This is a genomic window from Ignavibacteriales bacterium (assembly GCA_020635255.1).
Lineage (GTDB): Bacteria > Bacteroidota > Ignavibacteria > Tepidaquicellales > Tepidaquicellaceae > JAEYVS01.
This window is the reverse complement of the sequence record JACKAC010000004.1, coordinates 92,256-114,198: the sequence shown is the minus strand read 5'-3', so window position 1 is coordinate 114,198 and position 21,943 is coordinate 92,256. Positions and strand designations below refer to the sequence as shown.

The 21,943-nt window shown below is 41.9% G+C and carries 20 protein-coding genes; 9 read left to right on the top strand and 11 right to left on the bottom strand.

The window, feature by feature from the left end; all coding sequences use genetic code 11:
• Positions 1 to 238: 238 nt before the first annotated feature.
• The 8 genes from mazG (at position 239) to H6614_13950 (ending at position 9,387) form a co-directional block, all read left to right on the top strand.
• Positions 239 to 1,024: a nucleoside triphosphate pyrophosphohydrolase gene (gene mazG / locus H6614_13985; protein ID MCB9244782.1), complete on the top strand. Its 786-nt coding sequence runs from the start codon at positions 239 to 241 to the stop codon at positions 1,022 to 1,024.
• Complete coding sequence (locus tag H6614_13980; GenBank protein ID MCB9244781.1) at positions 1,021 to 1,464, top strand: NUDIX domain-containing protein; 444 nt, start codon at positions 1,021 to 1,023, stop codon at positions 1,462 to 1,464. The genes mazG and H6614_13980 overlap by 4 nt, the downstream gene beginning before the upstream one ends.
• A 12-nt stretch (positions 1,465 to 1,476) precedes the next feature.
• Positions 1,477 to 2,700: a D-alanyl-D-alanine carboxypeptidase/D-alanyl-D-alanine-endopeptidase gene (gene dacB, locus H6614_13975; protein ID MCB9244780.1), complete on the top strand. Its 1,224-nt coding sequence runs from the start codon at positions 1,477 to 1,479 to the stop codon at positions 2,698 to 2,700.
• Between the two features lie 60 nt (positions 2,701 to 2,760).
• Positions 2,761 to 3,027, top strand: a complete 267-nt coding sequence (locus H6614_13970; protein MCB9244779.1) for an ATP-dependent Clp protease adaptor ClpS — start codon at positions 2,761 to 2,763, stop codon at positions 3,025 to 3,027.
• Positions 3,028 to 3,075: 48 nt separating this feature from the next.
• The gene (locus H6614_13965; GenBank protein ID MCB9244778.1) at positions 3,076 to 4,989 is read left to right on the top strand and encodes a tetratricopeptide repeat protein; all 1,914 of its coding nucleotides are present in this window, start codon (positions 3,076 to 3,078) and stop codon (positions 4,987 to 4,989) included.
• Positions 4,990 to 5,086: 97 nt separating this feature from the next.
• Positions 5,087 to 7,111 (top strand): excinuclease ABC subunit UvrB, encoded by a 2,025-nt coding sequence (uvrB, locus tag H6614_13960; protein ID MCB9244777.1) that lies wholly within the window; start codon positions 5,087 to 5,089, stop codon positions 7,109 to 7,111.
• A 75-nt stretch (positions 7,112 to 7,186) separates the two neighbouring features.
• Positions 7,187 to 8,413, top strand: coding sequence for a hypothetical protein (locus H6614_13955; protein MCB9244776.1), 1,227 nt, complete (start codon positions 7,187 to 7,189; stop codon positions 8,411 to 8,413).
• Positions 8,410 to 9,387, top strand: coding sequence for a carboxypeptidase regulatory-like domain-containing protein (locus H6614_13950; protein ID MCB9244775.1), 978 nt, complete (start codon positions 8,410 to 8,412; stop codon positions 9,385 to 9,387). The genes H6614_13955 and H6614_13950 overlap by 4 nt, the downstream gene beginning before the upstream one ends.
• A gap of 1 nt (position 9,388) precedes the next feature.
• Here the strand turns inward: H6614_13950 and era are convergent, their stop codons facing one another.
• The 10 genes from era to H6614_13900 form a co-directional block, all read right to left on the bottom strand.
• On the bottom strand, positions 9,389 to 10,279 hold the full coding sequence (era, locus tag H6614_13945) for a GTPase Era (protein MCB9244774.1): 891 nt from the start codon (positions 10,277 to 10,279) through the stop codon (positions 9,389 to 9,391).
• Between the two features lie 2 nt (positions 10,280 to 10,281).
• Positions 10,282 to 10,761 (bottom strand): hypothetical protein, encoded by a 480-nt coding sequence (locus H6614_13940; protein ID MCB9244773.1) that lies wholly within the window; start codon positions 10,759 to 10,761, stop codon positions 10,282 to 10,284.
• 4 nt (positions 10,762 to 10,765) lie between these two features.
• Entirely contained in the window at positions 10,766 to 11,545 is a 780-nt protein-coding gene (locus H6614_13935; GenBank protein ID MCB9244772.1) for a hypothetical protein, read from the bottom strand.
• 4 nt (positions 11,546 to 11,549) lie between these two features.
• Positions 11,550 to 12,290 (bottom strand): tetratricopeptide repeat protein, encoded by a 741-nt coding sequence (locus tag H6614_13930; protein MCB9244771.1) that lies wholly within the window; start codon positions 12,288 to 12,290, stop codon positions 11,550 to 11,552.
• A 157-nt stretch (positions 12,291 to 12,447) separates the two neighbouring features.
• Positions 12,448 to 13,941, bottom strand: coding sequence for a T9SS type A sorting domain-containing protein (locus H6614_13925; GenBank protein MCB9244770.1), 1,494 nt, complete (start codon positions 13,939 to 13,941; stop codon positions 12,448 to 12,450).
• Between the two features lie 159 nt (positions 13,942 to 14,100).
• The gene (locus H6614_13920; GenBank protein ID MCB9244769.1) at positions 14,101 to 14,502 is read right to left on the bottom strand and encodes a hypothetical protein; all 402 of its coding nucleotides are present in this window, start codon (positions 14,500 to 14,502) and stop codon (positions 14,101 to 14,103) included.
• On the bottom strand, positions 14,502 to 14,834 hold the full coding sequence (locus tag H6614_13915; protein MCB9244768.1) for a hypothetical protein: 333 nt from the start codon (positions 14,832 to 14,834) through the stop codon (positions 14,502 to 14,504). The genes H6614_13920 and H6614_13915 overlap by 1 nt, the downstream gene beginning before the upstream one ends.
• 58 nt (positions 14,835 to 14,892) lie before the next feature.
• Positions 14,893 to 15,543 carry a PorT family protein gene (locus H6614_13910; protein ID MCB9244767.1) on the bottom strand — a complete coding sequence of 217 codons (651 nt, stop codon included), beginning with the start codon at positions 15,541 to 15,543 and terminating at the stop codon, positions 14,893 to 14,895.
• Between the two features lie 14 nt (positions 15,544 to 15,557).
• Entirely contained in the window at positions 15,558 to 16,442 is an 885-nt protein-coding gene (locus tag H6614_13905) for a hypothetical protein (protein ID MCB9244766.1), read from the bottom strand.
• A gap of 123 nt (positions 16,443 to 16,565) precedes the next feature.
• Complete coding sequence (locus H6614_13900) at positions 16,566 to 18,077, bottom strand: aldehyde dehydrogenase family protein (protein ID MCB9244765.1); 1,512 nt, start codon at positions 18,075 to 18,077, stop codon at positions 16,566 to 16,568.
• Positions 18,078 to 18,242: 165 nt separating this feature from the next.
• On the opposite strand from H6614_13900, the gene H6614_13895 reads away from it, so the two are divergent.
• Entirely contained in the window at positions 18,243 to 19,475 is a 1,233-nt protein-coding gene (locus H6614_13895) for a T9SS type A sorting domain-containing protein (protein ID MCB9244764.1), read from the top strand.
• Positions 19,476 to 19,480: 5 nt separating this feature from the next.
• Here H6614_13895 and H6614_13890 read toward each other — a convergent pair whose 3' ends face one another.
• Entirely contained in the window at positions 19,481 to 21,892 is a 2,412-nt protein-coding gene (locus tag H6614_13890; GenBank protein ID MCB9244763.1) for a TonB-dependent receptor, read from the bottom strand.
• Between the last annotated feature and the right edge of the window lie 51 nt (positions 21,893 to 21,943).

The following is a 21,943-nucleotide window of genomic DNA, read 5'->3' as shown; positions in this document are numbered from 1 at the left end:
TTATGGAAAAGTGAATAAGTTAAATGTAGGCGGGCTTGGGCGTGTAGCTTCCCTCACCTCCCGATCCTCCCCCGGGGAAAGGGATGAAGCGAAAGTCAGAGGCTCAGCCGGAAGAACCGTTTATCCGGCTCCATCCCGATTGCTCTATACCAAAAATGAGCAAAATTTTGGTGATTACCGCATTTTCTCACCTGACATCGTCACTCAAAATCCTTATTTTTCCGTAATTACTATACTTATGGAACAAGACAAGATCTCCGAACTCCTGAACGAATTTACGCAGTTTGTCGATATCGTGCGCATCCTTCGCGAAAAATGTCCCTGGGATAAAGAACAAACTCATGAATCTCTGCGCCGATGCCTCCTCGAAGAATCATATGAAGTGCTCGAAGCAATAGATTCCGGAAATAAAAATGAACTAAAAAAAGAACTTGGCGACGTTTTTCTGCAGGTGGTATTCCACTCGATAATAGGTGAAGAAACAGGGGACTTCACGCTGACAGAAGTAATGAGACAGGAAAGAGAAAAGCTCATCGAGCGTCACCCACACGTATTCGGCGATACAAAAGTAACCGGCACCGATGAGGTGCTCGTCAACTGGGAGAAACGGAAACAAAAAGACGGACGTGCTTCCATACTCGATGGAGTTCCCTCGGAACTCCCCGCTCTCTTCAAAGCTTACCGCATCCAGGAAAAAGCCGCTAAAGTCGGCTTCGATTGGAAAGATAAAGAACCGGTATTTGACAAAATTAGAGAAGAGATAGAAGAGCTGAAGCAGAATGTCGAGTCCGGCGCTAACCCAAAAGAGATAGAAGAAGAGTTGGGCGATGTATTATTCTCACTCGTTAATTACGCTCGGTTTATTAATGTGAATCCCGAAGATGCACTGAGACAGACCGTCAATAAATTCTCGAAACGTTTTCGCAAAATTGAAGAGCATGCAAAATCTGAAAATAGGGAACTCGAAGACATGTCCCTCGAAGAAATGGATGCAATATGGAATAAGGCTAAGGAGAACACATGAAAAAGGATTATGCTTACGGTGTGATCGTATTTTACATGGAAAATGAAACGCCGCATTATTTAATACTAAAGCAGGTACAGGGTCACTGGTCATTCCCAAAAGGGCACGCTGAGAAAGATGAAATTCCTATCGAAACTGCGCTAAGAGAATTAACTGAAGAAACCGGCATCGACGAAGTGAACTTGATATCCGGTGATATACAGGTCAAAGATGAATATGTAATTAAACCCGATAGCCCCAAACCTGTCCATAAATTTGTAGAGTTCTTCATAGGGTGGGTACCCGGGAAGGATGTGGTGGTGCAGGACGGCGAGATATTTGATTATAAATGGATCACCTCCTCCGAAGGCGACGATATTTTGACCTATGACAGCTCAAAACGCCTGCTGGAAGCCGCGGACAGCATTGTACAAAAATACTTACAAATGAATTATATTTAAAAGGGGATGAAAATGAATGTGAAAAAGAGTTTCCTGTTTAGATTCTTTGCAGTTTCACTGCTTGTGATCTTATTTACGGTCGAGGTAAGAGCGGATAATGTTACGGAACTTCAGCAAAGGCTCGACGAGATTCTATCGCAAGCCAATTGCCAGGTGTCGGCTGAGGTTGTTAGCGCAGGTAAATACGACCTCCTGTATTCTTATAACCCGCAAAACAAACAGATCCCTGCTTCCGTGACAAAAATTGTTACCGCGGCACTTGCTCTCACACAGCTGGGGCTCGATTACAAATTCAAAACAGTTGTCTATACCGACGATTCTAATTTTAAAGATGGCGTGATTAACGGAAATATTTATTTGAAAGGATACGGTGACCCGGATCTCAACTCTTCCGACATAATTTATCTCGCTAAACAGATTCATGAAAAAGGAATAAAAGAAATTACAGGAAACATTATTTACGACGAATCATTCTTTGATAATCAGCACTACACTCTCGGATATAATAACGATACCGATCAGAGATATTGGCCTTACGTATCGGCATTGAATCTCGACAAGAACTACGGTGGTTATGACCCGGCATATACGGCGGGTGAACTTCTCGCCACCGATCTAACAAGTCTCGGTGTTTCGTTTAACGGGACAGTAACAGCCGGTACTACGCCGACTCAATCCGTAAAGCAATTAACGGAAGTTTCTCACTCTATAGAGGACGTGCTGTCTTACATGAATAAAACCAGTAACAATCATTCTGCAATTACATTATTCAAAGGCGTTGGCGCGAAGAAATACGGACCCCCCGGAACCTTTGACAAAGGATCCAGAGCGGCGATAGAACTTCTTACCTCCATTGGATGCAACAGGGAAGAGTTTGAGATTCTCGAAGGATCCGGCCTTACAAGATACAACTACATGACGGCTGATATGATGATAAGATTATTGAAATATTTATATGACGACGAAGATCTGTTCAATATTTTTTATAATACGCTCGCGATAGCCGGAGTGGATGGTACGATCCAGCACAGGATGGTCGGCACAGAAGCAGAAAAAAACGTCCACGCAAAGACAGGCACAATCAATTCGGTATCTGCGCTTGCCGGATATGCGGTTACTCGGGATATGGAATTACTTATTTTTTACATTTCCATGAACGGATATAGCGGAAGTTCCTCATATTACAGGGGTTTACAAGACGATTTTTGCGAGGCACTCTGCCAGTTCAGCAGGTAATAAAACAGCGAAATATATAGTTTTAATTATTAAAATTTATATATATTTAGGTAATTGGTTATGGGTGTAAAGGAACTTGAAGAAATTTCTGTCGATAATATTGAGGGGGAATCCCGGAAACTCATTCTCTTCAATTCCTCACATTTTTGGGATGAAGTTGTACTGCAGTTACAAAAAGCTACCGGATATGACATAAGACATTGTGAGCAGATCGCAATGATAGCTCATACAAAAGGTAAAGCAGTCGTCATGTCGGGTGATACCGAGAAGCTTTATGAAGTACAAAAGGTGCTGAAGGAAATAAATTTACATACGGAAATACAGTAGATCTTTTATAATACCAGGGGGACAATAGCATGAAGGGGATAAAACTCTATGTATTCGGCGAAAAATTTCCATAAGAGTTTAGCGTTTGTTGTAATACTTATAACATTTCTATTTGCTAAAGATGGCATAAGCCAAAGCGACAGGTACGGGATGGATTTTTCCACTCAGTGGGGGTGGGATGACCTGACGAATGTAACAATCAATAATGCCCGCGAAATGGCTCCGGTACTTGAGGACGTCAGAAATAGTCTGACACTGATCGAAGCCAGGGTGCTTTTCCGAGAACTCTCATATCTAAATAATCTAAGTGACCTAAGAAACCTCTCTTCCGCGGCTGTCGAAGACGATTCGCCATACAAAACACTATGGGTAGAAAAAATTGATCAAGACTTTGGAAGTTATAATTTTTCCGAAGATTTTGCCGGCTTACTGGAAGCCGCGGTTAAGCTAATGAGATTGCGTAATAGTATGTCGGAATTGATCCCTTCTTTTAAAGAGAGGGAGTATTTGCCGCAGCCGATAAATGCCGAATTCAGCAATCTTCGCCTGGACATGAATTATTCCGCTATCGATGATCTGATCGCGTTTTATGAATCCGGAGGTACGCAGAGTGATAATGCCGACCAGATAATCAGGTCGCAACCTTACAGAATGTTGTTTGAAACTCGGAGAACACAGGACATAAACTCCACCAAGCTGAGCAATAACCTTAAATTGTCCGCTTCGCCAAACCCGTTATATAACTTATATAAATGGTTAAATCCGGAATCATTTTCCGGATTCGGAAGTATTTCACTCTACCCGACTTATTATAAGAAAGTGATTAACACCCTGATCCAAAACCAGGACAACATAAACAAGTATGTGCTCGAAAGGGTCGGCATGTATCTTCCCGAAAACTTCCCGCTATATGCGGAAGCATTTTTTCTTGTGGGAAGCGGGGAGCCTGCATGGTTTAACGAAAACGGCGCACTGGGTATCAGCCTGGAATATTTCGGTGATGAATATAATTACATAGTAAGTTACCTGATCCACGAGTTTTATTCACTTGCTGAAGACAACATACAGATCCCGGTTTACGAATTTCTGCTAAGCGGGCAGGATCTGAAATTCATGAAACTGATCCGTGACGTTACGCGGGTAGGAACTTCAAACTATGTCGGACCGATCGGAACTCAAAACCGTCCTTCCGATCTGCTGGAAAAGGACTTTAAAATATTTAATACAACGTTTAACAGTTTATATAACCAGGGTAACCTGGAGCAGACCGACAGCCTGATAAGACTTGGTTTTGAAGGAGTCGGACCTTTTTATACTATGGGAACGCAGATGGCATACATAATAGAAAACACAGACGGCAGGAAGGCTTTGATCGAATCAATTAAGATGGGACCGGTTTATTTTTTTAAGAACTATATCAAAGCATACGAGGAATATCCCGATGAAATAAGAAAAGTATTCAGATTTTCAAACAAGATAGAAGAGAAGATCGATAAGTTCTCAAAGATCTTCAACAGTGATATAATGAGCGAAGCGCTTCTGCTTAAGAATCTGACGGCCACACCATCTGCAATGGAGGATGGCATTAATAAATACGAGAAAAAATTTACGAACGTGAACGCTTCTCTGGTAAACCTTATCATTGCTCAGCTTTACCTGGAAGCAGGTGAATATGAAAAAGCGCGCGACTACTTTTTCAAAGGTCTTGGTAAAACCAACATCGCGACCTCCTCAGAAGAGATAGGCAAAAGGTTCATGATCAAGAAAGCGTACCCGCAAGCGCTGGAGTTTTTCACATTATTCATAGAAAATTTCCCTAACGATCCGTATGCTTATGAGATAAGAGGGGAGTGCTATTATAAATTCAATGATATGGAAAATGCCAGGAAAGATTTTGAAAAAGCTTTAGAAATCGAGCCGGAATTGAACGTTTCCCGCCTGTATCTGGAAAAAATCCCCTAAATTTGATTATTGCGGTTGTCCTTTATTTCTGGAATGAATTTGTAAATTTCAGAACTTAACTTGAATTTTATATACATTTTCAGGGTTTAGATTATCGATGAAATATAAATTAGTATCAAAATACAAACCTACCGGTGACCAGCCACGAGCTATAAAAGAACTTACAGAAGGTGTAGAAAGAGGGGACAGGTATCAGACCTTTCTCGGTGTTACGGGATCGGGTAAGACCTTTTCCATTTCTAATGTAATAGAGAACGTCGGCAAGCCTGTTCTTGTGATGTCTCACAATAAAACGCTCGCGGCTCAGCTCTATGGCGAATTTAAAAGGTTCTTTCCCGATAACAGGGTCGAGTTTTTCATTTCGTATTACGATTATTACCAGCCGGAAGCGTACATACCTTCCAGCGATACATACATTGCGAAAGATCTCTCTATAAACGAAGAAATAGACAGGCTCAGGCTCAAAGCGACTGCCGCGATACTGGAAGGCAGAAAAGATGTAATAGTAATCTCTTCCGTGAGCTGTATATACGGTATTGGAGCGCCCGAAGAGTATGCCGAGCAGGTGATGGTCCTGAAAAAAGGTCAGAGAATATCACGCAAAAAAATCCTCAACAAGCTCATAGATATTCATTACGTGAGAAATGATTACGAATTCACGCGCGGTACGTTTAGGGTGAGAGGGGATGTGATAGAAGTGATACCGGCTTACGAAAATGATACGGGCATTCGAATAGAACTTTTCGATGACGAGATAGAAAAAATATCATATATAAACCGTGACGATGGTAAGGTAATAGGAAGAGACGAAAGTGTGGTGCTGTACCCCGCAAAATATTTCGTGACAAATGAAGAAAAGGTAGACCGGGCGATAGGCGACATAAAGATGGAATTAGCCGAGAGGATAAACTATTTCCAATCGCAGGAGAAGTTCATAGAAGCGCAAAGAATAGAGCAGAGGACTAATTTCGACATAGAAATGATAAAGGAAGTTGGTTACTGCACGGGAATAGAAAACTACTCACGGCACATGGACGGACGTCCGCCGGGGTCAAGACCAGCTTGTTTATTCGATTATTTCCCGGAGGATTTTCTGCTTGTAGTCGATGAATCGCACGTGACCATTCCCCAGATAAGGGGAATGTATAACGGCGACAGGATGAGAAAGAAGACTCTCGTCGAGCACGGTTTCCGTCTGCCGTCCGCACTGGATAACAGGCCGATGACATTCGAGGAGTGGGAAGGAATGGTGAAGCAGGCGATATTCGTGAGCGCGACACCGGGGAACTATGAGCTGGATAAAACGGAAGGTGTTATCGTCGAACAGATAATACGCCCGACGGGACTACTGGATCCGGAAATACAGGTTCGCCCCGTCAAAAACCAGATAGACGACCTGATCAACGAGATAAGACAGAGAAGTGAGAGAGGAGAAAGGGTTCTTGTTACCACGCTTACAAAAAGAATGAGCGAAGACCTTACCGATTATTTATTAGGTATTGGAATAAAGGTTAAGTACATGCACTCGGAAGTAGATACGCTCGACAGGGTAGATATATTGAGAGGGCTAAGGCTGGGAGATTTCGACGTATTGGTAGGCGTTAACTTGCTTAGAGAAGGACTCGATCTGCCGGAAGTTTCACTGGTAGCAATACTCGACGCGGATAAGGAAGGATTCCTCCGTTCGGAGAAGTCACTTTTACAGACAGCGGGCAGAACGGCAAGGAATGTGAACGGACTGGTAGTTATGTATGCGGATAAAGTCACAGAATCTATGGATAAGGTGATAAGGGAAACCGCAAGAAGGAGAACTATACAGGAAGAATACAACATCGAACACGGTATCGAACCCAAGACGGTTTACAAAACTTATGAGGAGATAATGTCCTCGACTGTTGTAGCCGATTCGAAGGGAAGGTACGATAAGACAATGAAGAGCGACCCGGACAGGAAGTCATCACTGAGCATACTTACTGCGCCGGTAGAAAATAAGATAGGTTCACACCAGAGGAAGGAGCTGCTCGACCAGTTGAGAAAGGAAATGATAAACGCCGCGAAAGATCTCGAATTTGAAAGGGCGGCTGAATTGAGGGATGAGATAGAGAGGCTTGCCGGAAAGTAAATCAGGCAATTGAATTGACATAATTATGTGTGTATTATAACTTAATCTTGTTCTACAAACTAAAATTTCTGCCACTTGAAGAAAATCCTTGCAATCACAGCGATTTTTGTGCTTTTATGTGTGTCCGGGAGGATGTACGGACAGCAGACCGTAAAGGGAACTGTATTAGATGAGAGGTACTTTCCTGTACCCGGAGTCACAGTGCAAATAGAGGGGGGCGGATCCACCGCAACCGATACGCTGGGACAGTTCCAACTTCCCGTAGAAAAACGCCCGTATAATCTAACCATAACCGATCCTGCCAGCGCGGTAGCCGTGCGGTATGTTGATCTAAATACCCTCGAACCACAGCTGAGAATGTTTGGGGTACCTCATGGTAAGTATGCAAACAGTGAAGCATTAAAAGTAACTTTCCCGGCAATCCCCGGCGGTACGTCCGCAATAATCAAATTTTTGAGCTCGAACCTGTTTTCATCGCAAGAGGTAACCGCAACGAGCGGGGAAACGTCGAAGATATTAACGGTAGAATGGCCGAAAAACAGGGATGTGATCGCGGGTTTTGTTATTTACCTTTCTAAGACTTCGAATAGTTTTACTCATTATGCCGAATATCCTGTTACGATATTTAAAGGATCGAATATAATACAAACAGCCGATCTGCAATTTCCGGGTACGTCAACAAACCCCGGTAATTCTACGCTTACGGTTTACCTGCCGAACTATTCATATAATTCAAAGGGCTACTCGGTGTACGCGGATTTTCTTGGATTGGACAGGAACGCGAGCATACTGCTGTCATCGGGTGACGCGGACATATCGTATACGAAAGTTTTGGTGCCGGAGAAACTTCCGTTTGCATTCCGGCTGAAGGTATCGGGAAACGGCGCTTTAAAGAACGGAGCTAACTTCACCAGCTACTCATACTATGCCCCGGGGGCAGTTGTAAACCTGGAAAACGAAACACCACCGGAGCTACTTGCGCCGCAGGATAAGCTGGTAGGGTATAACACATCGACGAGATTTTCCTACGAGACCGGATCAGGAACGGGGGTTTACGTTGTGCATTTCCATTCGTTTTTCCCGGAGGGCGATTTTTATATTGTGACGAGGGATTGGAAGGTGCAGGCACCTGTAGAGCTTAGCGGGGGAATTATTGCGGGGAATGAATACCAGTGGGGAGTTTCAAAGTATATGACATACTTCGACGTAAATGATTTTGTCAAACCGACCATATTCCAGAACGACATCGGCTATAAAGCTGTAAGTCATTCGGAAAAAAGAACATTTAAGAAGACATTATGAAAACTACCATCTTAACAGCGTTTTTTGTTTTTACCGCCACGGTAACACTTGCACAGGTTACCGTTAAAGGAGTTGTAGTCGACGGGAGGAATTTTCCAGTGCCGGGAGCACAGATCAATGTTGAAGGGGGCGGTTCAACTTCCACAGATAAAGACGGTTCTTTCTCGGTCAGAGTCAAAAAAACACCCTATACCCTTACTGTAGTGGATACTCTTGCCGCGGTAGCTGTCAGGTACGAAGACCTCGTTACTAAAGAACCCGAACTACATTTGTTTGGTGTACAGAAAAAAAGAAAGCTCAGTAATATTCAGACAGTAACATTCCAATTTCCCAAAATCCCGGAAGGTAAGACCATCGTTGTAAAATTTTTATGTAATGATTTTCACGTCTCAAAAGAGAAATTACTCAGAAAGGGAAGTACCTCTGTTTCAATTACCGTAGAATGGCCCATTGCCAAAGAAAGTATAACCGGCATCGTTGCCTTTATGGAAAACACAAAAACGGGTTATGAGTTGTATTCTCAATATATAGTCACTTTATTCAAGGGTTTGAACTCAACAGAGAAAATTGATCTGTCAAAGTCAAATCCCGGTGAGATCATAAATAACCTGACGATCAACTCTGATCCGAAAAATTCATCGGAATCCGGCGGGGGAGGTGTTAAACTTCTTTCCCCGGATAAAGAGGACGTTCATTATGATTCAACTTTGCTCTTTTCTTATGGAATGGATTTCGGATCGGGCATTTATATTGTTTCATTCATATCCACGTTTGGGAATTTTCACATAGTAACTAACAGTATTAATGTGACTAAGCCGGTAGAGAATAGTTATGGAATGTTAAGAGGGAACAGGTGTCAATGGTATGTAGAAAAGCAGGGAGCATACCCAAACGTCGATGCCTTCGTAAAAAAGGATGCCCGAAAAACGGGAGATGTCAGCCGGTCGGAAACCAGAGAGTTCTGGCTTCTTTGATCTAATTAAATTTGTCTTTTAAAAAGTTTTCGCTTTTTCGCCAGTCCTTTCTTACTTTTACGAATAGTTCGAGAAAGACCTGCTTACCGAGGAATTTTTCTATGGACTTTCGAGATGCCTGCCCGATATCTTTGAGCATCGAGCCTTTTCTGCCTATCACGATCGATTTCTGAGATTCTTTTTCGACGATGATCTCGGCGCTGATGAAGTCTTTACCTTTTTCCCTCTCTTTGAATTCAACGATATTAATGAAAGTGCTGTAAGGGATCTCTTCGTGCAGAAGCTGGAGTATCTTTTGCCGAATGATCTCAGCTACGAAAAATCTTTCCGGTCTATCGGTGAGCGTTTCCTCGTCATACAGGAAAGGCGAGTCGGGAAGCAGTTCGGCTGCGGTCTTTTTCAACTCATTAAGATTATATCCGTTTATCGCAGAAACTGGGACGATCTCTTTTGCGCCAAATTTATTGCTCAGAACGGAGATCGCGGTGAGAACGTCCTCCTGCTTTGCAAGGTCGGTTTTGTTAAGGACGGTTACAACGGGTTTTCCCTCGAGCATGCGGCCAAACTCCTGCATAAATTTCTCGTAGTCGCTTTCTTTGAATTTAGTAACGTCCATCGTGTGGAGTACAACGTCGGCTTCATCCAGGGAGCTCTTAATTTCGGACTGCATAAATTTCTGCAACTCATACTTAGGGTCGAGGACTCCCGGTGTATCAAAGAATATCATCTGGTAATTATCTTCAGTCAGGATGCCGAGTATCTTATTACGGGTTGTTTGCGCTTTTTTGTTTACTATGCTTAGGTCGGTACCCAGGATGACATTCATAAGCGTCGATTTGCCCGCGTTGGGAAGTCCAAATATCGTTACGTAACCGCATTTTGTTTTTTCCATTATTACTCCGAGACCTTTATTTGGTCTTCGTTTTCCAGTATTATTTGTGGTTTCCCTTTGTAAGTTGAGATCTCTCCTGTGATAGAGATCGTCTTACCCTCGTACTGTTCTATGTTATCGAAAACGGAGAAACTTCTTGCAAAGATAACTCCCGTGAATGTATTCTTTGGATATTTTTTATCAAAATTTAGAAAAGCCACTTTTTTTGTAATGTGAACGTCAGCCACATAACCCTTTACGGTAGCGCTTTCACCGACGTGATCTCCTGCGGATGATGGTTTTAGTATTCCGGACGGTTTTTCATTAGTCTCGGATGAAGTATTCTTAGGTTCTTTTGTTTGGGTTTCGGTCTTTGTTTCGGGCGGCGTTGTCTTTTCAATTTGCGGGGAGGTGTGTTTTATTCTTATATCTTCGGATTCTTTTTCTCCGCATGAAGAGAATAATATCGAAAGAAATATGAATAGAGGCAGGAGTGATCTCATAGCGTTAAGGAATTAACGGAAGATCTATATTTCCCATCATCTGCTTCATTGTTGCCCAGCCCTCACTACCGCTTTCGGTGACATACTGAAACTCATCGCACATCCCCCATGCATAAGCTCCCGTTTCGTTGCAGTCCGGTTTGTGAACTGCCTTAATAATTTTTATTGTCTGCCCCTTTTTAAGCTTTTCGCTGAACCCTCGCGAGTTGATGGTGAGGAAAACCGGCATTTCTTCCAATACCTTGCAATTGATATCAAGTGTATAATATTCTTTGGGCTGCCATGTAAGTTCATCTGTTTGTCTGTCGTAAACATAGACATCCAACTTGTCCCAGAATGGCATGTATGTTACAACGTCGAGTGTGCCATCACCGTTAAATGTCGTAGTGCTGTGAGTGCGTCCGATCTCCGATATTACTTTGCCGTCGTATTTGTAGATAATGTACTCATCAGGACCGTTGGGGTTAGGGGTATGTACGGCAACTTCCTTTTGCCTGTCGCTTTTATCCAGGTCGATAACAATGAACTTATCCACATTGTAGGAGTGCTTGCCTTTAATGTCCTGTTCATTTATCATTAAGACAAAATTGCTAAAGTCACCATCCTCATTGTGAACAACAAGATTGATCACGTCTGAGATGCCGTCTCCGTTAAGGTCCACAACTTCGTGGCCAAGATCTACGTACCCGCCAAGACTTTCCAGTACATCGGGTGATGGTATGTCCTGTGAAAAAAGAAAGGTGCCGGATAGAAAAAATGTAAGTATAAATATTAAAGTCTTCATGAAATTAGTCTTCAAGATTTTTCTTGCATGATTTAATATATTTATCAAGCTCGGGTTTATAACTTGACTCCATCTTTATTGCATGCTGGAGGTCCTTCATGCATTTTTTATATTCTTGAATTGCATAGTAGGCAAGACCTCTATTAACATATGAAAGTGTGAAAGTGGAATCGAGGCGGATAGCATTATCAAGGCTCTTGATGGCTTCTCCGTATTCTTCCGTTTGGATGTATGTATATCCTCTATTGTAGTATGCTTCCGAGTAGAGCGGGTTGTACTTGATCGCTTTTGTAAAGTCAAGTATCGCATTGGGATATTGTTTTTCTTCAGTGTAAAGCATACCCCTATTATTGTATGCTTCAGCAAATTCAGGGCTTAGTTCCAGGGACTTTGTAAAATCCTTCAATGCTTCTCTGCTGTTCTTTTCTTGTTTGTAAATCAGTCCTCTCAAGAAATATGCGTCGGCATCATCTGGTTGTAGCCGGATTGCATTATTTACATCCGCCAGTGCCGAATCGAACTGCAAAATATTAAATTGAGCTGTGGCTCGGTTATAGTAAACTTTTGAATTATCCGGGTCGAGTTCCAGATAGGAACTAAGCACCGCGATTGCCTGAGAATATTGTCCTGTATTCAAGAGATTAACGCCTTTATTTAACAATTCCTCCGGGCTCTCATCCTGAGCAAGTGTGACATTTATTGCTGAAAGCAGAAAGAATGCTAAAAAAGCTGCTTTTTTGATCATACTCTTCGTTTGTAGTAAAATTTTCTAAAGATACTCACAATTAACTAAAAATTCGTTATAAATTGTAACCTGCGATCGAGGGATATGTTCCTAAGGGGCAAACAAAAAAGGGGAGACTTTTCAGCCTCCCCTTTTTGAAGGTATTATAAAGAAATCCTTATTTGGTAAGTATCATTTTCTTGACAGATACGAAGTCATTGCTGACAAGCTGGTAGAAGTAAACTCCGCTGGCAAAATTACTGCCGTTGAATTCTACATCGTAGTTACCACCGGTCAGTCTCTGTGAAACAAGTGTCGCAACCTCTCTACCGACAATGTCATATACCTTCAAAGTAGTGAAAGCGTCTTTTGGAATAGAGAAGTTGATCTTTGTGCTCGGATTGAACGGATTCGGATAGTTTTGCTTTAATTCATATGTATTAGCAATTCCGTTTCCGTTTTGGATACCGCTAACAGCGCTGAGCCTGTCATAATAAAGCCTGTTATTTGCTCCGTCCATACCTACATAAACTACGCCTGCATCTCCGCCCGCGTCATAAAATTCGACGAGCTGAGGAATAACACCTGCTAAGCCAGTCGAGAAATCATTAACTGCCAGCGGCGGACCGAATGTTTCCGGGGTGCCGAACGTATTCGAAGTATAATTTAACGGATAGAACGGACCGGTACTGTCACTATAATTAACGAAATCGACACCACCTGAACCGAACTTGTAGATGGTAGCATCGAACCAATAGTTATCAAGACCGGCACCGCCTGCGACTGTGTATTCCGTTCCGAAAGTAAAGCTAGTACCCCAGTCAGTGCATACCCTGCCTTTAATAACTCTATTTGGGCTGGAGCCTTCAGTCCAGAAGATCCAGCTTCTACCGCCATAGTTTACCGACTTATACTGTTCTTTTCTCACGCCTGCAGGAACAATCTCTACAGAAGCCCCGGTGACAGCTAGTGTACCCGCCGCAGACTCTCTGTACCTAAAGCCTCTAAATGATGATGTCAACGTATCAGCGTTAATTGTACTATAGTACAACAACAGTAATGTATCTCCGGATTCGGACATGCTAACTTTAGGATATGCTCCAGAACTTGATACCAATCCAGTATTCGGCCATGTTACACCTCCATCAGAGGAACCGTATCTCCTAACGCTATTAACGCCAGCCTGGTCGGTAAACATATACAATCCACCTGTTGATGACGCGGTTATATCATAATTATACACGGCAACTGTTGTGAAAACTCCAAAATTGTTACTTTCAATATTCCAGATGTAAACAGTATCCTGGTAAAGGAATGTACAATAGATCGAATCCAAACCAGTGCGTACCATCTTTGTGAAAGGGAAAATGGCTCCTCCCGGCTGTATACCTGTCGGGAAAAGTGTGAAGGTTGCTCCGAAGTCAGTCGACTTGTAGATCCTCAGACTAAATCCCGGAGTTGTATCCGGCACGGAAATATAAACCTCGCCGTTTGGTCTGCCCACGCCGGACACTTGCCCTAGAGGCGCGCGTCCCGAAATGAGCACATCATTTCCCCAGTCGCTTTGAACTGTCTGGAAACCACTTCCGCCAAATGCCGGTTTAAAGGTTTGGGCATTAAGGATACTAAAGGTAAACAATAAAAGGAATAAAGGTAATAAAATTCGTTTCATTTTAATCCTCCTAATAATTTGGGGTTATTTTAATCTTAAAAGAACTTTTTTGGCTATCAAGGGGTAAATTTAATTTACTCTAAAATAAATAATTAACAAGAGAAAACAGTATTCCCAAGTTAGTTCAGAAAAAAAGTAGATATATTTTTTTGTGAAAATTTAGTTATTTGCCAAGATAACCAGCGTTTTTTGTCCCTCAGGGCTCATCTTTTTGTGATACATCTGGTCTTTGTAACGGAACACATAGTGAGCACAATCGGGGCTAAAGTTGAATTCCGGGCTCAGGATGATCTTTCCCATTTGGTAAAACTCCATTTGACCGGAGTAACCGCATTTATACTGCTCGCTTTCTTCATCTGTGATCGATGCGATCATTTCATCAATTTCACTTTTCTCTTTCAGGGTTATGACTTTTGGAGGTGCGTTATCTATTTCATTGAAGAAGTATATCTTGAGGCTGTCCGAGGATGAGATCTGTTTATCGAGACCGGGCTTAATGGAGTCACCGCACCCGGTGAGAATTAATGCTAATAGAAATGTAATAAGAAGTATGTTTCGCATTAGTTTCCGCAGTAGTGAGCAATTATAAAGAACCATCCCATGTACCAGAACGCACTGGTCACAATACCAAGGAAAAGAGATATCAGCGTCCAGTAATATTTGACGTTAATCATGAATAGTGCAGGAGGTGTAATGGAAGATATTGCCATGACCGCGGGCCATGCTACGAGCAGATACAGTGAAGCGCTTTCGGGAAGCCTATTACCGCAGGCGTCCGTTCCCATGACACCTATTACCATCCCGCCCATGTAAAACATTGCCGATAGTCCGAGAAATATCAGAGCAATCGGAATGCCGACCCATAATCTTACAGAAAGACTAATACCGTTCATAAGAAACCTCTTTTAACAAATATATTAAAACGAACGGATAATCTTAATGAAAATCGGATTATTTCCCGATACGGATCCCCGCAAGAAGTTCAAACGAGTTACTTTTGAAAGTTATATACCCGTCATCATACGCATTAAAGAAATCCGGAGAAAATTGTGCTTCGAAGAAAGGGGTTACACGTGATCCTGTATTAATACTTGTGCCAACTCCGAGTGAAACACCAAATCCAAACTTTGTAAGGTTATTCGATATTACATTTCTTGTGGATTGAGGTACCTCCTGAACTTCCTGCTCATAATTATTAGAAAGGTAAACATTAAAACGTGGAGCAAAATAGATGTAAGGAGTAAGTTTTTGCATCTCAAACACATTAAATTTGCCGATAAGGGAATACACCAGATAATCGACACTCATTTCTGCCATATCACTTGTAGACGGATTTACAAATCCGAATCTGCCGGATATTTGTTTTCGTACGTATGACAAACTTGAAGTAACCTCCAGGTTTCCGGCATTCCCAACATCGAGAAAAGCACCGATATTAAATCCTATTTTGTCCTGCGGCTCTATTTTGAAATTATTGTATCTGCTTTTTGCGGTTACATTCGGGAAGTTTATACCTCCCTTAATGCCAAACTGCGCTTCCGCTGGTAGAGTAGTGCTGATTAAGATTATTAGGGTAATAATAATTTTTGATGTGTGTTTCATTATTTATGGTAGTTTTAATTAAAGCCAATTCCAAGATTGATCCCAAATGAAAAAAGATTGTCTCCGTAAACCCCGACCAGGAACCTGTCCGATTTATAATCAACACCCAGTGAAAAGTACGGTTTTAATTTGGTTTCCGAGCTGGTAATGCTAAAGTTCAAATTTGGCGTTACCAGCACGGGAGGAGGATAGTAATTATTTGCAGGCGAGGAAAATCCAAATTCTCCCGACCATGTATCTTCGGAGTAAAATCGTAAACCAGCTGAACCCTGCAAGTAAAAATTTTTGGAAATACTGTATGATCCAAAAATTGCCGTAATATATGACGGACCCTGTGTCACAAAGTCGGTTTTAAATATATAATTGCCTGCCAGATACGGAGCATGCGCCCGAATTGTATCATTTACGACACTGTCCAGAGAATTCTCATAGGTGTAAATACCAGCACGTAGACCCAGGTAAAGCCGGGTGGAAACCTTTGTGGCAACATTGACAAAAAAAGCAGGCATGGATTCATCCGGCGCAAAGCCAATAGAATGTGAGATGAACCAGTCATATGTTATTCTATATTCGTGAATATTAAATCCATATTCCGCCTCAAAATCACCCACCAAAATCTGTATATCTTTCATGAGGCTATCAGGGACAATTGACCTTGATGAATCATTGATCGGATTTTCTGTAACAACCCCGTCAATTATTATAATGTTTTCGTTTGATCTCGATCCTTTAATTTTAATTTCGACTCCCTTTGCGTCCATGGAATCGTTAGACTTAGGTCCCGTATCAATAATACCCCGTCCACTGTCAGTTGTATCTCTGCTGTACAAACTGTCGTTTTGGGCGTTTGCCAGATCGAAAGACAAAAATAATAATATTATGGGAATAGTTAATCTCAAGTTATGGTAGTTTGGTTAACTATATGCAAAATAACATATTGTATGTTTTTTGCAATCTCTTTTTTTGACACAAAAAAAATCCTCCGGTAAAGGAGGATTTTGTAAAGATATCCGATAAACAAACTAGTAGTTATCTATCTGCGCTCTTTGAAGCTTGCCGGAGTAATCTATATAGACAGCTTTCCATTCGGTATAGAATTCATACACAGTCCATCCGCCTTCACGGTGCCCGTTGCCGGTTGCTTTTACACCTCCGAAAGGCATGTGAGCTTCGGCTCCGATAGTCGCTCCGTTTATGTATGTGATGCCGGATTTTATATCGCGCACCGCCCGGAATGCATCATTTACATCATTTGTGAATATGCTTGATGAGAGACCGTACTTTGTGTTATTGAGTATCCCGATCGCTTCATCGAGGCTGTTACATTTTATTACAGAGAGTACGGGACCGAATATTTCCTCCGTAGCAATACGCATGTCCGGAGTCACGTCGCAGAAGATAGTTGGTTGGAAGAAATACCCGTTGTCCAGGTCTTCCCCCCGCGCAATATCACCGCCGGTGAGCAATGTTGCCTTATCTTCATATATCCCTATCTGTACATATTTTTTTACTTTCTCGAGCGCGGCATGATCTATGAGCGGACCAACCTGAACCTCAGCATGGTTGCCGTAGCCGAGCCGCAGCGCTCTTGCTTTTTCGATCAGCCTGTTTACAAAATCATCGTGAACGTCCTTATGAATTATAAGGCGTGAAGTAGCGGTACACCTTTGTCCGGTTGTACCGAATGCTCCCCAAAGAACGGCTTCCATTGCCAGGTCCATATTGGCGTCAGGCATGATAATCTGCGCGTTCTTGCCGCCCATTTCAAGAGATACTTTTTTGAGGTTTCTTCCTGCTGTAGAATTAATGTAACTTCCGACCTCCGATGAACCCGTGAATGAAATGAGATCTATTCCGGGGTGATTGACGATCGCATCACCGACTACTTCACCCGAACCATGCACAAGATTTACGACTCCCGGGATATATTCGTCACCCAGCACGTCCTTCATTGCCTCATTTACGAGACCGATCAGCCAGTTAGCGGTTCTCGGAACGAGTTCAGCGGGTTTGAATACAACCGTATTGCCGCACACGAGCGCGGGAAACATCTTCCATGTTGGTATTGCCATCGGAAAGTTAAACGGTGTGATAAGCCCCGCTACACCGACCGGTACACGGAAACTCAGATTCATTTTGTTTGGAAGCTCACTCGGCGCGTTCATTCCGAACAATCTCCTTCCTTCCGATGCTGCATAGTATGCGGTATCTATCCCTTCCTGTACGTCGCCCATTGTTTCGGCAAAAACCTTTCCCATTTCACGAGTCATTTCATGTGCTATGTCGTTCTTTTGTTCTGTCATCAGATCGCCGACCTTTTTCAAAACGTCACCTCTTTTTGGTGCAGGTACAAGGCGCCATTTTTCATAAGCATTCTTTGCAGCGCGCACCGCTTCATCTACATCCTCAGCGGTGGATGACGGAAATAATCCCACTATATCTTCTGTATTCGCGGGATTTCTGTCCTCAAAAAATTCGCCGTTCGATGATTCTTTCCAGTGTCCGTTGATAAAATTTAAATATTTCTCGACCATAAGATTTGATTAATTTCATGCGTAAATACAAAGATAATTATAATGATTGAGATTGTCAGAGCAGAAATAAATCAATAACAGCAAAACACTAATGTTTTTATTGATCTTAAATATTGATTAATAGAATCAAAAATTTTAACTTATTATTAATTAATCTCTACCACCATGAAAAGGATCTTTTTAATTCTTGGTTTAATATTAACATACAATTTCTCCTTTGCGCAACAGGGCTGGGTGCCGGTGACAGTTGATCCATATGTAGATATATATTTCGACTTCTCATTTCCAAACTCGCAAACCGGATATGGATTATCCGTAGGCTTCCAGGTTATAAAGACAACCGATGGCGGATTATCGTGGAATGTTGTTGCAAGCGAAGGAAGGGATGTTCAGGCGATTTATTTTGTCAATTCGGAAACTGGATTTGTAAGTGGTGATTATGGAATGATTTTTAAAACGACTAATGGCGGATATAACTGGGATATTAATTTTCAGTCGAATGATCAAAGATACATAGATGATATTTTTTTCTCGGACGAAAACACCGGGTATGCATGCTCTCTCCAAGAAGTATATAAAACAACTAATCAAGGAAACAGTTGGGATACATTAAGAAACGGTTTGAGCAACTGGTTATTTAAAATCTATTTTGTTAACAATAATACCGGATTTGTCTCCGGGTATGATGGAATTTTCAAAACAACTAATGGAGGTTTGAATTGGTTTAATGTTAGCTCAATAAATGCCGCCTGGGGATTAACATTTATTAATGAAGTGACAGGATATGCCGGCAGATTTTTTTCTGACAAAATTTATAAAACTACAAACAGCGGCAATAATTGGGATATAGTATTTAGCGATGATACATTGGATGTTCATTGTATTTTCACTATCGGAGCGGATACCATTTACGCAGGTACAGACAAAGCCAGCATTATTAAATCAACTAATGCAGGATTAACCTGGAAGTATCAATTTTTAAACGTTCAAACAACAGGTGAGATAACTGGACTTTATTTTATAGATGGTAATACAGGATTTTGTGCTGGTGGTTTCAGTTCACCCTTCTTCTTTTATACTACGACAGGCGGTACGGTGGGAATACAGCCAATCGGTGGAGAAATACCCTCCTCGTTCAGACTCCATCAGAATTACCCAAACCCCTTTAACCCGGAAACGAGAATACGATTTGAGATACCCGGGAATGTTAATGGCATTACAAAATTAACAGTATACAATTCTCTGGGGCAGGAAGTGAGAGTTCTAATAAATGAAAAGCTGCAGCCGGGAAATTACGAATATTCTTTTAATGTATATGGCTTACCAAGTGGTGTGTACTATTATTCCTTAGGGGCAGGCGAGTTTACAGCAACAAAAAAAATGATAGTGTTAAAATAATTATTCTAGTTGCCTTCCGGGGGTTGCTGAGGCTGTTCGGTTTTCTTCTTTCTTCTTTTTTGCTGGGGTTTATCGGTATTTCCGAATGAGTAGCTTACGTAGATGCTCACACTCTGCTGTTTAAAATCATTCACATAGCTTTGTGTATATCCGACTCCGTTCGTGTATGATTCCGGATGTCCTGTATTTGCCAGTACGTCATTAACGTTTAGATTTACTCTAAGTTTATTGTCCATGAACATCTTACTGATGCCAAGCGTGAGATAATTCTTTCCGCGGTTTGTTCCCTGCGCCGTTACCCTGTCACCCCACCTATAGTAGTACATCTCCAGCGTCGCGAGCGAACCGATCGGCAGTGAGAGATATGCGTTACCGCTGTATGAAGTTCCTTCGTTATCGAGGGAGGCACCGGGTGTTCCGCTGAAATTCATTCGTGAGATACCAATGCTTGCATTAAAAGTTATAAAGTTGAAAAGCTGACCTCCTAAGACAAGATCCGTTCCATATGATGAAAGCTCGGAAGAGTTATTGTATGTTGAGACGGTTGTATTCGTATCGGTTAGATAGCTGTAACGTGTTATGACGTCCGTAGTTTTTTTGTAGTAAATGTCGGGAGAAATAGATAACCCCCCTAAAAATGTATTGAATGCAAGTTCGATAGAATTTGTATACTCGGGTGTCAGGTCAGGGTTGCCCGTAGAGATACTCTGACTATTATAAACGTAAACAAACGGGTTTAGATACCACATGCTTGGGCGTGTGATCCTTCTGCTGTAGCTGAGCTGGAACGATGTAAAGCCGCCTCCTAACTTATATGTGAGCGACGCGGAAGGAAAGAAATCCGTATATTGACGGACAGTACGGTTATCTGAACCGGGACCAAATGAAGTACGAGTATATTCGACCCTTCCGCCTACCTTTGTACTTACGGCACCGAAATTCTTTGACATGGTCATGTAGAATCCGTTAATAAAGTTATCGTAGTCGAAATCTTGCGACTTGTTCAGTTCTATAAAAGTATTCGTATTATGATCGAGCGAATCCGAATACAGGGAATTATCGTTAAATTCAAAACTTCCCTTATAGCCGGTTTCCATTTTTACTGTCTCACTAAACGGATGAATATAATCTATCTGTCCTGTTACTGTGTTCGATATCTGGTCGCGGTTATCATTCGTTAGCGATAGCGGAGAGGTAAGTTTTTCCTGCTTATATTTTGTCTTCCAGTCGTTCTTGCCGTATGACAGATCGAAATTCAACTCTCTGCCCGTAGAATCGAATTTATTATTAAAGTAAAGTGATGCATTCAGGCTCAATCCATTGTAATTGGAGTGGTTTTTGAATAAGTCCGTATAATTTAGACTGTCAGACATAAACTGTTGTGTGACATCCGTTATATTATTCCCGTCGTAACGGTTTATCGAAAAATCCGTTCCGATAACCGACTTTTCGCTTAGATCGTATTCCGCTCCCTGCGACCCGAAAAGATAATTTCCTTTATTATTACCCGTTGAATTAGTTGTTAAAACGGATGGGTTATAAAGAAAATCTTCTCTCTTGCTATCATTGGTTATCACATTCTTATATGTTCCTACACCCAGGTTTGAGAAGAACGTGAACTTCGACGCTTTAAAATTAAAATTGCCATAAGAATTATATGTGTCGATGGTTGAACCGCCCAGCGACAGTGTTCCCGTGTACCCGCTGTCCTTATCCTTTTTAAGTATGACGTTTATTATGCCCGTCACGCCCTCAGCTTCATACTTTGCGGAGGGAGTAGTGATCAGCTCTATTTTCTCAATTATGTCGGCAGGTATCTGTCGGAGGTTTGCATAGACCCGGTTCTCCTTTCCATTGATCAGTATCTTTATACGGGAGTCGCCTCTCAGCATTATATTGTCCTGTGCGTCTACGTTTACCAGCGGGAGAGTTTTTAAAACGTCGATCGCTGTCTTTCCCTGTGTGAGTATGTTATTTTCTATGTTAAATATCTTCTTATCATCCTTTATCTCCATAAAGGGCTTCTGTGCCTCTACGGTAATCTCTTCCGTGGTAATAGATTTACTTAGATAAAGTGTGCCGATATCCTTTAGCGGTGAATTAACATCTATCGTCTTGGAGAGAGGTTCGTAAGTGTCTTTTACTATCTGCACTTCATATATACCATGCGGGATACTATCAAAAGCAAACGAACCGTTTTCATCCGTCTCGGTATATTTGAGAAGCTGGTCGTTGATCTCCTGTAGTTTTACAAGGGCTGAGATCAGCGGGAGTCCCGTGGTGCTGTCTATTGCTGTGCCTGTTACCTTACCTACACCGCCGGAAGTTTTGAGAGAATCGCTTTGAGAGAAAGCATTAAGCGAAAATGCCAGGCATAGTATTGCCGGGAGTAATATTGTCCTGTAAAATCTTGCCAATAATGAGGGTTTTTTGCTTTTAATGTTATGGATATAAATAAGTTACGAAAA

Excerpts from the sequence above, each read along its gene's own strand:
- mazG (MCB9244782.1), top strand. The coding sequence starts at position 239 with ATGGAACAAGACAAGATCTCCGAACTCCTGAACGAATTTACGCAGTTT.
- H6614_13980 (MCB9244781.1), top strand. The coding sequence starts at position 1,021 with ATGAAAAAGGATTATGCTTACGGTGTGATCGTATTTTACATGGAAAAT.
- dacB (MCB9244780.1), top strand. The coding sequence starts at position 1,477 with ATGAATGTGAAAAAGAGTTTCCTGTTTAGATTCTTTGCAGTTTCACTG.
- H6614_13970 (MCB9244779.1), top strand. The coding sequence starts at position 2,761 with ATGGGTGTAAAGGAACTTGAAGAAATTTCTGTCGATAATATTGAGGGG.
- H6614_13965 (MCB9244778.1), top strand. The coding sequence starts at position 3,076 with ATGTATTCGGCGAAAAATTTCCATAAGAGTTTAGCGTTTGTTGTAATA.
- uvrB (MCB9244777.1), top strand. The coding sequence starts at position 5,087 with ATGAAATATAAATTAGTATCAAAATACAAACCTACCGGTGACCAGCCA.
- H6614_13950 (MCB9244775.1), top strand. The coding sequence starts at position 8,410 with ATGAAAACTACCATCTTAACAGCGTTTTTTGTTTTTACCGCCACGGTA.
- era (MCB9244774.1), bottom strand. The coding sequence starts at position 10,279 with ATGGAAAAAACAAAATGCGGTTACGTAACGATATTTGGACTTCCCAAC.
- H6614_13940 (MCB9244773.1), bottom strand. The coding sequence starts at position 10,761 with ATGAGATCACTCCTGCCTCTATTCATATTTCTTTCGATATTATTCTCT.
- H6614_13935 (MCB9244772.1), bottom strand. The coding sequence starts at position 11,545 with ATGAAGACTTTAATATTTATACTTACATTTTTTCTATCCGGCACCTTT.
- H6614_13930 (MCB9244771.1), bottom strand. The coding sequence starts at position 12,290 with ATGATCAAAAAAGCAGCTTTTTTAGCATTCTTTCTGCTTTCAGCAATA.
- H6614_13925 (MCB9244770.1), bottom strand. The coding sequence starts at position 13,941 with ATGAAACGAATTTTATTACCTTTATTCCTTTTATTGTTTACCTTTAGT.
- H6614_13920 (MCB9244769.1), bottom strand. The coding sequence starts at position 14,502 with ATGCGAAACATACTTCTTATTACATTTCTATTAGCATTAATTCTCACC.
- H6614_13915 (MCB9244768.1), bottom strand. The coding sequence starts at position 14,834 with ATGAACGGTATTAGTCTTTCTGTAAGATTATGGGTCGGCATTCCGATT.
- H6614_13910 (MCB9244767.1), bottom strand. The coding sequence starts at position 15,543 with ATGAAACACACATCAAAAATTATTATTACCCTAATAATCTTAATCAGC.
- H6614_13900 (MCB9244765.1), bottom strand. The coding sequence starts at position 18,077 with ATGGTCGAGAAATATTTAAATTTTATCAACGGACACTGGAAAGAATCA.
- H6614_13895 (MCB9244764.1), top strand. The coding sequence starts at position 18,243 with ATGAAAAGGATCTTTTTAATTCTTGGTTTAATATTAACATACAATTTC.